The 12,799-nt window shown below is 71.8% G+C and carries 12 protein-coding genes; 9 read left to right on the forward strand and 3 right to left on the reverse strand.

What is annotated here, in order from left to right; translation table 11 throughout:
- Positions 1 to 1,291: DNA polymerase III subunit gamma/tau (gene dnaX, locus ACG2DA_RS17730; protein ID WP_395257260.1), on the reverse strand; the 1,291-nt coding region annotated here is incomplete at its 3' end.
- A gap of 112 nt (positions 1,292 to 1,403) precedes the next feature.
- Between dnaX and ACG2DA_RS17735 the strand changes: the two genes are divergently transcribed.
- Positions 1,404 to 2,240: a hypothetical protein gene (locus tag ACG2DA_RS17735; protein WP_395257262.1), complete on the forward strand. Its 837-nt coding sequence runs from the start codon at positions 1,404 to 1,406 to the stop codon at positions 2,238 to 2,240.
- A gap of 22 nt (positions 2,241 to 2,262) precedes the next feature.
- On the opposite strand, the gene ACG2DA_RS17740 is transcribed toward ACG2DA_RS17735, so the two are convergent.
- Positions 2,263 to 3,237, reverse strand: a complete 975-nt coding sequence (locus ACG2DA_RS17740; RefSeq protein WP_395257264.1) for a hypothetical protein — start codon at positions 3,235 to 3,237, stop codon at positions 2,263 to 2,265.
- Between the two features lie 260 nt (positions 3,238 to 3,497).
- Here ACG2DA_RS17740 and ACG2DA_RS17745 point away from each other — a divergent pair, with 260 nt between their 5' ends.
- The 4 genes from ACG2DA_RS17745 (at position 3,498) to ACG2DA_RS17760 (ending at position 7,914) form a co-directional block, all read left to right on the forward strand.
- Complete coding sequence (locus ACG2DA_RS17745) at positions 3,498 to 4,241, forward strand: alpha/beta hydrolase (RefSeq protein ID WP_395257266.1); 744 nt, start codon at positions 3,498 to 3,500, stop codon at positions 4,239 to 4,241.
- A 120-nt stretch (positions 4,242 to 4,361) separates the two neighbouring features.
- Positions 4,362 to 6,623 carry a hypothetical protein gene (locus ACG2DA_RS17750; RefSeq protein ID WP_395257268.1) on the forward strand — a complete coding sequence of 754 codons (2,262 nt, stop codon included), beginning with the start codon at positions 4,362 to 4,364 and terminating at the stop codon, positions 6,621 to 6,623.
- A 61-nt stretch (positions 6,624 to 6,684) separates the two neighbouring features.
- Complete coding sequence (locus ACG2DA_RS17755) at positions 6,685 to 7,614, forward strand: ABC transporter ATP-binding protein (protein ID WP_395257270.1); 930 nt, start codon at positions 6,685 to 6,687, stop codon at positions 7,612 to 7,614.
- A 105-nt stretch (positions 7,615 to 7,719) separates the two neighbouring features.
- Positions 7,720 to 7,914, forward strand: a complete 195-nt coding sequence (locus ACG2DA_RS17760; protein ID WP_395257272.1) for a hypothetical protein — start codon at positions 7,720 to 7,722, stop codon at positions 7,912 to 7,914.
- Positions 7,915 to 8,337: 423 nt separating this feature from the next.
- Here the strand turns inward: ACG2DA_RS17760 and ACG2DA_RS17765 are convergent, their stop codons facing one another.
- Complete coding sequence (locus ACG2DA_RS17765; RefSeq protein ID WP_395257274.1) at positions 8,338 to 9,519, reverse strand: DUF4912 domain-containing protein; 1,182 nt, start codon at positions 9,517 to 9,519, stop codon at positions 8,338 to 8,340.
- Positions 9,520 to 10,133: 614 nt separating this feature from the next.
- Here ACG2DA_RS17765 and ACG2DA_RS17770 point away from each other — a divergent pair.
- From ACG2DA_RS17770 to ACG2DA_RS17785, 4 genes are all read left to right on the forward strand, one after another.
- Positions 10,134 to 10,463, forward strand: coding sequence for a hypothetical protein (locus ACG2DA_RS17770; RefSeq protein WP_395257276.1), 330 nt, complete (start codon positions 10,134 to 10,136; stop codon positions 10,461 to 10,463).
- Between the two features lie 329 nt (positions 10,464 to 10,792).
- Positions 10,793 to 10,918: a hypothetical protein gene (locus tag ACG2DA_RS17775; RefSeq protein ID WP_395257278.1), complete on the forward strand. Its 126-nt coding sequence runs from the start codon at positions 10,793 to 10,795 to the stop codon at positions 10,916 to 10,918.
- Positions 10,919 to 11,011: 93 nt separating this feature from the next.
- Positions 11,012 to 12,223, forward strand: a complete 1,212-nt coding sequence (atpB, locus tag ACG2DA_RS17780) for a F0F1 ATP synthase subunit A (RefSeq protein WP_395257280.1) — start codon at positions 11,012 to 11,014, stop codon at positions 12,221 to 12,223.
- 199 nt (positions 12,224 to 12,422) lie between these two features.
- The gene (locus ACG2DA_RS17785) at positions 12,423 to 12,779 is read left to right on the forward strand and encodes an ATP synthase F0 subunit C (protein WP_395257282.1); all 357 of its coding nucleotides are present in this window, start codon (positions 12,423 to 12,425) and stop codon (positions 12,777 to 12,779) included.
- The last annotated feature ends 20 nt before the right edge of the window (positions 12,780 to 12,799 follow it).

Below are 12,799 nucleotides of genomic sequence, written 5' to 3' on the forward strand. Positions count from 1 at the left end.
TCCGGTTGCGGCCCGGGGCGGCGGCCCCCGCGGACGGGCCGCCGCCGCGGAGGCTCTCGGCGAGTCCGGCCAGGTCGTCCAGATCGCCCAGCGTGGCCGCCCGTACCAGCGCCGCCTCGGCCAGCGCCCGACCGAACGTCACTCGCTGCATGCGGAGCTTCGCCTCGGAGAGCAACTGCACCGCCGCGAGCGTCGTCTGCACGCCCCAGCCCTGCGCCTGCTCCGCGAGCTGCGGCCGGAACTCCTCGCTGACGCCCAGCAGCGGCACGCCGTCGGCCCCAGCCGCGAGGATCATCAGGTCCCGCAGGTAGCCGACGAGCTGGTCGATCAGTTCGTCGAGCTGCACCCCGTCGCCGATCGCGGCCTCCAGCTCCGCCAGCGCCCCGGCCGGGTCGCCGTTCACGCAGCAGCCGACCAGCGCGACCAGCCGGTCGTCCGAGGCGGTGCCGAACAGCCGGTGGACCTCGTCGGCGGTGATCTTCTCCCCGCCGAAGCTGAGGAGTTGATCGAACAGGCTCTGCGAGTCGCGCATCGACCCCGCGGCCCGGCGTGCAACCAGTTCGAGGGCCGGCTGTTCGACCTCGTACCCTTCGGCCTCCGCGATCGCGGCGAGCCGCTGGATGATGTTCTGGACGTGAACCGTGGCGAAGTCGAACCGCTGCACGCGCGACAGGATCGTGTCCGGCAACTTGTTCGGTTCGGTGGTGCAGAACACGAACTTCACCCCGGCCGGCGGCTCCTCCAGGGTCTTCAGCAGCGCGTTGAACGCCGCCTTGGACAGCATGTGCACCTCGTCGATGATGTAGACCTTGAAGCGGGCCCGCATCGGCTTGACGGTGACGTTGCCGCGGAGGTCGCGGATGTGGTCCACGCCGTTGTTGCTGGCGCCGTCGATCTCCAATACGTCGACGTCGTTGCCCTCGGAGACCGCCTCGCAGATCTCGCAGTGATTGCACGGCACCCCGGCGTTCGGGCCGTCCTTCGGGGCGTTCGGGCAGTTCAGGGCCTTGGCGAAGATGCGGGCCGTGGAGGTCTTCCCCACCCCGCGGGCGCCGGTGAACAGGTAGGCGTGGGCCACCCGCCCGGCGGCGATCGCGTTCGTCAGCGCCCGGGCGACGTGCCCCTGCCCGATCACCTCCGCGAACGTCTGCGGCCGGTAGCGCCGGGCCAGCACGGTGTAGTGCTTGCCGCCCGACTTACCGTTCCCGCCGGCCGCCCCGGCGGGGTCGGCTTCGTCCGAGTGCACAGGGTCGGCGAGCGGCGGATCGGCGAGCAGCGGGCTGTCGGCCATGTCGGAATGGAGCGGGGGCGAACGCGGGGCCGCATCCTAGTCCCCCGATCGACGCTCGGGCAGGCGAACTCCGGCGTGAGCCGCACCGGGCCCGCCGACGTTACGCCGGCCGATGTCCGCCCGCCCGCTACCGCAGCTGCCCGAACCGTGGACGGTCGGGGAACTCCGCTGGCCCGCCGGGCGGGACGCCGCGATCCGGTGGGAAGGCCACGGCGGGACCGTCCGCGTCGTCCCCTCACGGGTCGACGACGCGGAGTTGCTGGGCCTGATCCGCCGATACCGGGCCCGCGTACCGGCGGACCGTCAAACCGGATGGCCGACATTCTGCCTCCGCGTCGCGCTCCCGCTGGTCCGCTGCGAAACGCCCCACCGGCCGCTGCGGTCTTGGGAGCGGATCAGCGACGGCAGCCCCTCGGCCGCTGCCGTCTTCGTCGTCGTTCTGGCTGGCGAACTCTTCGGTCTGGCCCTGCAACTTCTCACCGGCAAAGCCGGATGGCTGTTACTCGGCCCGGCCCTGACAGTGGCGGGCCTGATGACGGCCGGCGCCCTGCGGCGGTTCAGCCGGCCCCGGATTCAGTACGCCCCGCCAGGCGAGACCCGGGCGACGCTGCTCACGCTCGGCTATTTCATGGCCTTTCTGCTCATCATCCCGGCTGCCGCCCAGCTGCGCCTGTGGGCGGGTTGGCCGCGGGGAGCCTTCTTCTGGATCGCGTTCGGCCTCTGTGCGGTCTCCGGCGGCGCCCTGACGGGGTTGCTCCGTCCGCACGTCCGCCGCATGGAGTCGTTCCGAAAAACGGCGGAGGCGGACGCCGTCGAGGAATGGGACGCCCTGCACGCCGACCCGCAGCGGGAGCCGCGGTGGCACGGCGCACTGCGGGGCGCCGAGGGCACGCCCCCAATGCAAAGCGACCCGGACGCTGGGAGCGTCCGGGTCGCTGAGAGTTGCTGAGAACTGAGGGTTCGCTCGGGCCTCACCGCAGCATCGTCACCGGGAACAGGCGGGCGGCACGGCTGGAGCGATCGAATCCGGCCTGCGGCATGCCGGGCAGAGCGGGGCCGTCGAAGCCGGCATTGGGCCCCTCGTACCGCGGCGGGGCCGGGGCGGGACGGTAGGAATCGCGGCTGGGCACGGGACGGAAGGAGTCGTTCTCCCGCGACCGCGGCGGCAGCGGGGTGACCGGGAAATCGTAAAGTCCGCCGGAGCTGCGCCCCGGGCGGCCCGAGCCCCCGGCGGGGGCGATCGGCCCGGAGTTCGGGGCGACGGCGCCGCGGCTGGGGCCGTAGTAGACGCCGCCGTGCTCGCCCTCGCCCTGGTACTCGAATCCGGGCGGCACCGCGCCGGGGACGGTTCGCCCGCCGTCCCACGCCGGGGCCGAAGGAGCGGGACGGTACGGTTCGCTCCGCGGCGGGACGACCGCCGGCGGCCCGACCCGCACCGGACCGGGTCCGACCGACGGCCGCCCGACGATCGCCGGGTGCGGAGCGCCGCCGTGCAGGACGATCGGGACGGCCCGCAGGTCCTCCACCTCGTCCTCCAGATCCTCGAAGCAGTCTTCGATGTCGTCGGCGAAGTCGTCGGCGGCCTTCCGGGCGCCGCGAGCCGGGCCGCGGCGGGCCAGCCGGTCCTCCTGCTTGTCCAGGGACTCGATCAGCCCCTCCAGATGATGCAGACACCGCTTCGCCCCGGCGACGTCGCCCACAGCGAGTTGCACCTCGACCTGATGGGCTTCCGCAGCGATCGCGTTGGCGGTGTCGGCGAAGGCGAAGTAGTCCGGCAGCGGGACCGAGGAGCCGAACCGCGCGGCGGCGAGCGCATGCTGCTCCACCGCGGCGGCCAAGCGGGTCGCCTTGGCGATGTCGCCGTCCCCGGCCGAGGCGGCGGGCAGCGGGGCCGCACACGCCGCCGCGGCGGCCACGACGAACGGGGAGAACTGGCGGAAACGCATCGATCGGCGACCGTTCGGGGGATTGAAAGGGAACGCGGCGGGAGCGGCCCGGCCGACAGTGTAACCTGTCCGGGCGGCGTGATTCGCAACCGAAGTGCGTCGCCAATCTCGTGCCCGCCCGACCAAATCTCCCGCAAGCTCCTGTCGAGATTTGACTTAGAGCAAATCGCCTCGCGCCAGTCGAGCCCTCGGAACCGTCGCGGGTGCGCCACAGCGCCGTCAAAGCGACCACACGCCGTCCTTCGTTGTCAAACCGATTCATGCCCGCCTCCGTCGCCCAATCCACCTCCGAGCACGCCGGACTGATCGTCCGCACCGTCGGCCCGCCGCCGGGCGAACCGGTGAAGGCCGCGGCCGTGCTCTGCCACGGCTTCGGCGCTCCCGGCACCGACCTCGTCGGGCTGGCGGCGGAGTTGTTCCGCGCCCGGCCGACGCTGGCGGGCCGGGTCCGCGTGCACTTCCCCGCCGCCCCGCACGACCTGGCGTCCATGGGCATGCCGGGGGCCCGGGCCTGGTGGATGCTGGACATGAACCGCCTCAACCTCCCGCCGAAACAGCGGGTCGGGGCGTTACGGCGGGAACGCCCGACGGGCCTGGACGCTCTCCGGACTCAACTGGACTCCGCCATTGACTCCATCCTGACTTCCGACGGACTCTCCTCCGAGAGTCTGGTCGTCGGCGGCTTCTCCCAGGGGTCGATGCTCACGACCGACTACGCCCTGCGGACCGAGGGGGAACTCGGCGGGCTGGCGATCCTCAGTGGGGCGCTCGTGGCGGAGGACGATTGGAGCGGGTGGGCGCGATCCTGCCCGACGCGGCGGGTGTTCCAGTCGCACGGCACGGCCGACGCGATCCTGCCGTTCGCCAGCGGCGAGGCATTACGCGATCTGCTGAGCGACGCCGGCCACACGGTGCGGTTCGAAGCGTTCCCCGGCCCGCACACGATCCCGCCGGTGGCCCTGGAGGGCCTCGCGGACCTGCTGGAGGCCGCCTGCGAGGCCTGAGGAGCCGCTCGCCGGGGCGGCGGAGCGAAGGGGGCGGGAAATCGCTCCCCGCGCCGCCGGTGTCGGCCGACGTAGCCTCTCTGTATTCTTCCGCCCCGCCTCCCCCCGGACCGCCCCGCTTTGCGTCGCCCGCCGTTCCCGCCGCTCGCCGCGTTGCTGATCGCCTGCGCGACGGCCTGCGGTCCGGGCGCCGCCGTCGGCCAGACCGACGCCCCCTCCGCCGGCGTCGGCGGGTTCGTCCGACCGGGGGCCTGGGCGCCGCTGCGGATCGGAGCCGCGGAAGACGCTTCTATCGAGAGGGCGGTAACCGTCGAGGTGACGGACGGCGACGGCCTCACCCTGGTTCGCACCGTCCCCGCCGCGAACGGAACGGCGCTGATCCAGGCGGGGCGGGCCGAATCGAAGATCCGCTACTCCAGCGAGAACGGCAACGCGGCCGGCACCCTGCGGCCCGGCGAGGACTTCACCGTACTCGCCCCGGACGAACGGCTGTGGGCGGCGGTGCGACTGCCGGCGGCCCTCTCAAGGAGCCCGGAGGACGACGCCGGACCGCTGGACCGCCCCGGCCGGCCGGTGCGGATCGCGGCGTTCGAGCGGGCCGAGGAACTGCCGCACATCCCCGGCGCCCTGAGCACGGTGCGGACGCTGCTGATCGAGGCGAACGACTGGCCGGAGCGGGACGACTTCCTCCGCCGATACGTCGCCGACGGGGGGCATCTCATCGTCAGCCTCTCCGCGACGGGGGAACTGCCGGACTGGATTCCGTTGACGCCGGGCGCCCCGGTCCCGCTGACGGCCCGGACGGCGCTGGAACGACTGGCGAAGGCCGGCAGCGGTCGGGGGACCGCGGCCGTCATCAACCGTCTGGTGCCGGCCTCGGTGCGGCCGCTGGACGCGGCGGAGGTCGCCGCGGCGGACGGCCGCGTGCTGGCGACCGGCGACGGCGGGGCGCTGGTCGCGGAACTGCCGATCGGCTTCGGCCGAGCGACGGTTGTGGCCGCCTCGCTCCATGAGCCCCCGCTGAGCGGCTGGGGCGGGCTGCCCCCCTTCCTGCTGGAACTGACCCGCAAGGCTCCCGGCGGAGCCGGCCCCGGCGACCGGGCGTCCACCGGCGAGATGGCCGATCAGGTGTACGGAGCGCTGGAGGCGGACGTGCCCGCCGGCTCCTCCCCCGGGACGGTGGGCGTCTGGGCGCTGGCGCTGCTGGTCGTCGTCGGGCCGCTGGACTATCTCCTCGTGCACCGCCTGCTGAACCGACCGGCGCTGACCTGGGTCACGCTGCCGCTCTGGCTGGGCGGGGCGACGGCGCTGGCGCTGTGGGGAACGGCCGAAGCCGACCCGACGCCGCGACGACTGGAACTGCTGGACGTCGACGTCGCCGCGGACCGCGTCCGCGGCTCCGCCTGGGCGACCGTACCCGCCCCGGAGGCGGGCCGCCTGACGGTGGGCTTCCGGCCGTCGGACCGGTTCGCCGGAGGAGTGCAAGACGCCCGCCTCGGCTATGCCGCGGAGCCGGGCGCGACGTTCGGCGGACTGTACCGCGGCGGCGGCGTCGGGCTGGCGCCGGGCGGGTACGAGATCGCGGGGACCGAGGCCCGCGGCGTGCCGCTGCCCGAACGCTCCGCGAAGCGGTTCCGCCTCGACTGGACCGGCCCCGCCGACGGCGCGATCGCCGGCGAGCTGGTCGCCGAGGACGGAGCGTTGGGCGGGAGCGTGTCGCACACGCTCCCGGGGGCGCTGTCGGACTTCTTCCTCGTCTACCGGGGCCGCGTCTACCGCCCGGACCCGGAGCGGGCCGGCGACGACGGACCGGGCGGAACGGCGCTGCGGGCCGACGGCGCCCTGCCGGCGGGGGCGGCGTGGCGACCGGACGGCCCGGGCGTGGTCCGCCGGGACCTGCGCGGGTTCCTCACGCAGGTGCGGGAGGTCCGCGAGGGGCCGGAGCCGCTGAGCCGGGACCCCGACGACCCCCTGAACCTCGACGCCACCCGGCGGCTGGTCTACACCCGCTACGCCGCCCGCAGCCGGGACTTCGGCGTGATCCTGCCGGCCCTGTCGCTGTACGCCCAGTCCGGCGGCGAGACCTTCACCGGGCTCTCCAACGCCGAGCTGGAGGGGCTGGACCTTTCCGCCCTGGCGAACAGCGGGCGGGCGCTGCTGTTCGGGCGACTGGACGCCCCCGTAACCGACCTGGAGGCGACCTTCGGCGAACCGCTCCCCGCGGACGGGCCGACGGTGACGTACGTCCGGGCGATCCTGCCCGTCGAAGAACGCGGGGGCGCCGCCGCCGCGGCCCCGCCCGGCGGCCCGGTGCGACTCGACCCCGACGCCGAGGCCGCCCCCCTGCCCCGCCGCCGCCCGCTTGGACTCGGTGCCGAATGAGCCCTCGGCCGCCCGCCCCGCACTCCCCCCGCTTTCCGCCCCGCCCGCTGATCGTCCCCCGGTGATCGAGACCAAAAAGCTGACCAAGCGTTACGGCGACCTGATCGCCGTGAACGAGATCGACCTCTCCCTGGCGGCGGGGGACGTGTTCGGCTTCATCGGCCCCAACGGGTCCGGGAAGACGACGACGATGCGGATGATCGCCACCCTGCTCGACCCGGACTACGGCGAGGCCTACGTCTGCGGGAAAAGCATCTACGGGAACAGCCGGGAGGTCCGCCGGTTGATCGGCTACATGCCGGACGCCTTCGGCGTGTACGAGGACATGACGGTGATGGAATACCTCGAGTTCTTCGCCGCCGCCTTCCGCATCGACGGCCCGGCCCGCCGCAAACGCTGCGAGGAGTGCCTCGAACTGGTCGATATGACCTTCAAACGAGACGCCTACGTCGACCAGCTCTCCCGCGGCCAGACCCAGCGGATTGGTCTGGCCCGCACGCTGCTCCACGAGCCGGAGGTGCTCCTCCTGGACGAACCGGCCTCTGGTCTGGACCCGCGGGCCCGGATCGAGATCCGCCGGCTGCTCCGTCGGTTGGGCGAGCTGAAGAAGACGGTGATCGTCTCCTCCCACATCCTGCCGGAGCTGGCGGACGTCTGCACCCGGGTGGGGATGATCGAGAAGGGCAACCTGCTGGTGGACGGCGACGTCCGCGAGGTGATGCGGAAGGCCCGGGAGAGCATCACGCTGCAGATCCGCGTGAAGGACCGCACGGAGGACGCCGCCAAATTGCTGGAACAGGCTGACGAGGCGAAGTCCGTCACGGTCGACGGCGAAGGGACGATCAACGTCTCCCTGAAGCCCGGCGTGGAGGACTACACCGCCATCCCCCAAAGCCTGCTGGAGGCCGGCTTCGCCCCCACGCTGTTCCGTGAGGAAGAGGTGAACCTCGAAACGGCCTTCATGGAACTGACGAAGGGCGTGCAGCAGTAGCGCCCCGGGCCGCCGATCCCGGCCTCGCGAACTAGCCGACCGGTCCTCCGGTCGCTATCGTCCCGCGTTCCCGTCGACATCGTTCTGTGCCGCCCCCGTTCTGTCATGACCGACGCCAAAGTCCGCCACCTCGTGTCCGTCAAAACGGAACTGGCCGAGAAGTACGTCCGCAAGGCCCGCACCTCGAACAGCGTCACCAAGCGCCGTCAGTTCGAGAACCGCGCCCGCACCCACCGCCGCAAGGCCGAGGCCCTGAACGCCCTGCTGGCCCACCGCGAACGCGAAGCCGTGGCGGCCTGAGGCCGAACTCCGTCTCTAACGAATGCGATAACGCCGAGGCCCCGCAGGGCCTCGGCGTTAAGTCGTGCGCTGCGCAAAAAATGATCCCCCGCGGCCGGTCGGGCCAAGTGCACTGACCCGTGGAAACCACGTGGGCGCCGCGGCCCCGGGTTGCGTGATCCGCTGCAGGCCCTGTCTTCCGAAGAAAACCGGGCAAGGCGGCTATACGCGCGGCCGAGGACTCGAGGCTCCCTCTGTCAGTACCTGTAGGGTCGGCAAATGGAACCGACTCAACACGCGGGAGATCACACGCAGTTTACCGCAGACCGCCGCGAGACCCAACGCGGGTTCGCCGAATGAGGAATGAAGAATGTCGAATGACAAAAAACCGGCGAGCGGGCCGCTTTCGTCATTCGACATTCCTTATTCGACATCCCCGCCCCCTTACACGCCGACGGTCGCCGGCTTGGGCTCCATGACCTTCTTCTGACGGGCGATGCCGAGGGCGACCGTTTGCTCCGTGGTGCGGTCCGGGGAGACGCAAACCGCCGGGATCACGTGGCGGCCGTCGCCCAGCCGCATCTTCACGGCAAAGCGGCCGTCGGGTCCGACCCGCACGGCGTCGCCGCCGAGGGAGACGTGGGCGTCCGGGTCGGCGGTGCCGCGGATCAGCAATTCGGTCTCGACGGTGAACGGCTTGGCGGAGCCGTCCTCGCCCACGCCGTAGGCGGCGCCGGCGTAGTCGGCCCGCAGCGATTTGAACTTCTCGAACATCGGATCGACCGACGCCGGCCGGCTGGGGGCGCCGAGGCCGCGGTCCGTCGGGGCGGCGGAGACCTGCGGGCCCAGACCGCCGGTGCGGGCGAACTGCACCCGTTCGGCCGCCTTGGAGCCCGGCCGCGGGGTCGTCACCCGGCGGCTCTTCGCCAAAGGGAAGAAGGAGCCGCTCTCGGCCAGGAAGCCGATCTGCACCCGGAAGGTCGCCGGCGATTCCTCAACCGGCAGGAACCAGTGATCGGTCTCGCCGTGAATGGGCACGTCAGCGAGGACCGTTTCGCTAGTGCTTTTCGTCTCGTGGGTGTGAACCTTCATCAGGCGGAGGACCGGCTTGGCCCGATGCCAGTCGCTGCCGAGCCCGGCGGCGGCCCGCTGCACCGTGCAGCGCTTCAGCACCCAGCGGACGTGAATCCACTGCGGGTCATGGGCGACGGCGTCCAGCTCCTCCGTCGCCGGCGTGCCGCTGCCGACGGTCGAGATGTCCTTCCGCGGATCCTTGATCGGGTCGTGCACGGCGACCGCGGCCGGCTTGGCCGCCGGGGAGCCGGCCGTGCCGCCGGAGCCGGCGGAGGCCTCCCGCGGGTTGGTCGCCTCCGCTTTCGCCGGCGCCGCGGCGACCGGCCCACGGACCGCGGCGGGGGGCGGCTTGGGAGAGGTCCGGGCAACGTCCGCGGCGGGGGCGTTCGACTTCTTCACCGGCAGCCGGTTGCGGGCCGAGGTGCGGAAGACGTCCATCAGCGCCTCGATCAGCTCTTCCTTCCTCATCCCGTGCCAGCCGCTGACTTGGTGCTCCTTGGCCATCGCGGCCAGGTCTTTGCGGGTGCTGGAACGCAGGGTCTCGACGGACACGGGCTCTTTCCTCGTTCAACAGGGAGGGGGAAGACCGGCGAACGGGGACCAACCCCGCGGCCGGGGCGGGGTCAGGGGCGGGCACGAAAAAACGGCGGCCGCGGGGAGCGGTCGCCGTGGTGATCGTGTCGCGGGTTCGCGTCGCGGGAGGACGCCGGGCCGGGGAGGGTCACGGCCCGCGGAACAGCGGGGGAGAGTGTGGGCGGAGCCGCTGCCGACGCTTGGCGAAGGGGGGCGAACGACCGCATGGCGGACGGCTCCTGCATGCCGGGAGGCCGATCGCACCACGGAGCGACCGCCCGGAACCACGTGGCGGCCGTCCCGGCCGGGGCCCGACGACGCGCCGGACCGCACATGTCACGGGCGTCCCGCCCGAAATCGATTCGACAACACCAAGACGCTCATCCACTGTGTCGCCGTTGCGACTGCGAGACGAACGGGCGTGCCGATCGGGTGACACATTACGGGAGGAATCCCCACCCCGCAAGCCCGCCGGCGGACAAACGGACGACCAGAGAACGTAACCCCTGTCATATTCACAGGTTGCACATATTGGAGCCCGCCGATCGACAGGCCGGTTGACGGGGCACCCCATCCGCCGGACGCTGCCTCTCGTGTCCGCAACGCCCCCTGATCCGCCCGCCCCGCGTCAGACCGACGACGCCCCCGGCGCCGCCCCGGGACGGGAGCCGCGACGAGACGACCGCTCCTCGGTCTCGAAGGGGGTGCAGTGGGCCAGCGTCGGCACGACGATCGCCATGGAGATGGCCGGCGCCCCGCTGATCGGCTACGGCGTGGACTACCTCACCGGCTGGTTCCCCTGGGCCACGCTGGCGTTCACCGCGGTCGGCTTCTGGCTGGGCGTGAGCCAACTGATCGCCGCGGCGAATAAAGTGAGCAGCGGCTCAGGCCCCAGCGGCGGCATGCGTGGGCCGCGACGGTGACGCGGCGGTCGTTCCGCCCTGACTTCGGCCCAGCTGAACGGTGGATGGCCAGAGCCCAAGCCATTCATGCCACGGCGGTGCTCGGAGTCGTTGGAGCCGGTTGCACCATTCTGTCGCAACTCGATGGCCGCCCCTTCCCCGTCACCGGTTGGGTCGCGGCCGGGGGATTGTGCTGCGCCCCGGGGGCGATCGGCCTTGTGGCCGCGGTGAAGTCTCGGGCTCAGCTCGGCGTGCCTGTGGCCGTGGCGGGGGCGTTTTTGGCGAGGCTTGCGGCCCTGGGGCTGCTTGTCGCTGCGCCGCTAGCACAAAACGGACGGGTGGGCACGGAAATGGCCCTCCTCATGCTCGCCGGACTGCTGGCGGGGTTCTCTGCGGAGGCGCAGTTGGCGTGGCGGCCGCCGCAGCCGCGAGAATCGGCGCCTCCCGAACCGACGCCGCCGTCCGACGCCGGGTGAGAGGTGCGACCGTCGGGACGTTGGCGTCGGAGGCGGCCCGCCAGTACCGTCCCGGCCCCGCCCGCCCGTCTCCAGCCCTCACCCGCCCCGCGGATGGCCGCCGTCGCCCTCGTTATCGCCGCCCTTGGAGCCGCCCACGTCGCCGACGACGCGGGGCACGCCCACGCGGAACCGGAGACCGTCGCCGCCGATCACGCCCTCGGCGAATCCGCCGAACACGGCGGGGAGCACGGGGCGGAGCACGCCGATCACTCCGCGGACCCGTTCCACCACGTCCGGGACGCGACCTATTTCGAACTGCCGTTCCACCGCTCGGTGGAACTCCCGGAAATCGGCTGGCTGCCGTCGCCGGAAAAGATCCTCATGAAGCTGAACGGCACGCTCCCCGAGGGGGTCGGCGTGATGGGCTTCCAGTTGACGAAGTTCATGGTTCTGCAGGTGGTCGCCGCCGTGCTGGCCGCCCTGATCTTCATCCCGCTGGCGATCAAGATTCGCAACGGCGATCCGATCCGCGGGCGGTTCTGGAACTTCTGGGAGACGGTCCTCGTCTTCATCCGCGACGAAGTGGTGCGGCCGACGATCGGCGATCACGACGCCCACGGCCACGCCGGGGACGCCAACGACCACAGCACGAACATGGGGCAGCACGCCGAAGGGCACTACAACCCCGCCAGCGCCGACCCGCTCAAAGAGGCGAACTTCGACCTCGACACCGCCGGCACCAGCGTGACGCCCGGCCCCGCGGCCGGACACCCGGCGGACAAGTTCCTGCCGCTGATCTGGTCGCTGTTCATCTACATCCTGTTCTGCAACCTGCTGGGCTCGGTGCCCTGGCTCGGCACGCCCTCGGGCAACATCAACGTCACCGCCGTGCTGGCGCTGGTCGTCTTCGCCTCGGTGCTGTACTGCGGCATCAAGGAGAACGGGCCGATCGGCTTTCTAAAGAGCCTGATCCCCGGGATGGACGTGCCGTCGGCGATGAAGCCGGTTCTGTACCCGATGATCTGGCTCATCGAGGCGATGGGACTGCTCATCAAGCACTGCGTGCTGGCGGTCCGGTTGTTCGCCAACCTGATGGCCGGGCACGTCGTGCTGGGCCTGATGCTGGGCTTCATCGGCGTGGCGTTCTCCGACTTCGTCTGGCCGGAGGAAGGCTCCTCGATCCTCGGCTACACAATCGTGGCCGGAAGCCTGCTGGGGCAGATTTTCGTGGGCCTGCTGGAGCTGTTCGTGGCGTTCATGCAGGCCTACGTGTTCTCGTTTCTGGCGACCCTGTTCATCGCGGGGGCGGTACACCCGCACTAACGCGCGGCCCCTCCCCGAACTTGGGGGAGGGGCGAAGAACCGCGGCGGGGTCGGTTGCATTCCGACCCTGCCCCCCGCACCTTTCCCGCCCCGCCCGGGTTCCCCGTCCGCCCGCCCCGGCGACGTCGAGCAGGGCGGACCCTTGATCACCTCACCCCGCCCGGCGACGCCGGGCCCATCCCCCCGACGAGACCCCACCGTGCTTCGGACGTTCCGGCCCACCCTCGTTCCCGCGACCGGCCTCAAGGCGTTCGCCGCCGCCCTGTTCGCCCTCATGCTGTTCCCGAGCGTCGCCGACGCCCAGGTGATCAGCCCCGATTACACCGCCGAGGAAGCCGCGACCGTCGCGGACAGCGTGGACGGCACCGAGGTGATCGGCATCGGCCTGGCCGTGATCGGCGGCGGCCTCGGCATCGGCCTGATCGGCTTCGCCGCCACCGGCGCCATGGCCCGTCAGCCGGACGTCGCCGGCCAGATCCAGACCGCCATGATCATCGCGGCGGTGCTGATCGAAGGCGCCACGATCATCGGCCTGGTGTTCTGCCTGATCGCCTGACGTCGCGGCCGGCGCCCGCC

The organism is Alienimonas sp. DA493, assembly GCF_043951915.1.
Taxonomy (GTDB): Bacteria; Planctomycetota; Planctomycetia; order Planctomycetales; family Planctomycetaceae; genus Alienimonas.

What these genes read in the sequence shown, in the direction of transcription:
- ACG2DA_RS17735 (WP_395257262.1), top strand. Translation starts at nt 1,404, where the DNA reads ATGTCCGCCCGCCCGCTACCGCAGCTGCCCGAACCGTGGACGGTCGGG.
- ACG2DA_RS17740 (WP_395257264.1), bottom strand. Translation starts at nt 3,237, where the DNA reads ATGCGTTTCCGCCAGTTCTCCCCGTTCGTCGTGGCCGCCGCGGCGGCG.
- ACG2DA_RS17745 (WP_395257266.1), top strand. Translation starts at nt 3,498, where the DNA reads ATGCCCGCCTCCGTCGCCCAATCCACCTCCGAGCACGCCGGACTGATC.
- ACG2DA_RS17760 (WP_395257272.1), top strand. Translation starts at nt 7,720, where the DNA reads ATGACCGACGCCAAAGTCCGCCACCTCGTGTCCGTCAAAACGGAACTG.
- ACG2DA_RS17775 (WP_395257278.1), top strand. Translation starts at nt 10,793, where the DNA reads ATGGCCCTCCTCATGCTCGCCGGACTGCTGGCGGGGTTCTCTGCGGAG.
- atpB (WP_395257280.1), top strand. Translation starts at nt 11,012, where the DNA reads ATGGCCGCCGTCGCCCTCGTTATCGCCGCCCTTGGAGCCGCCCACGTC.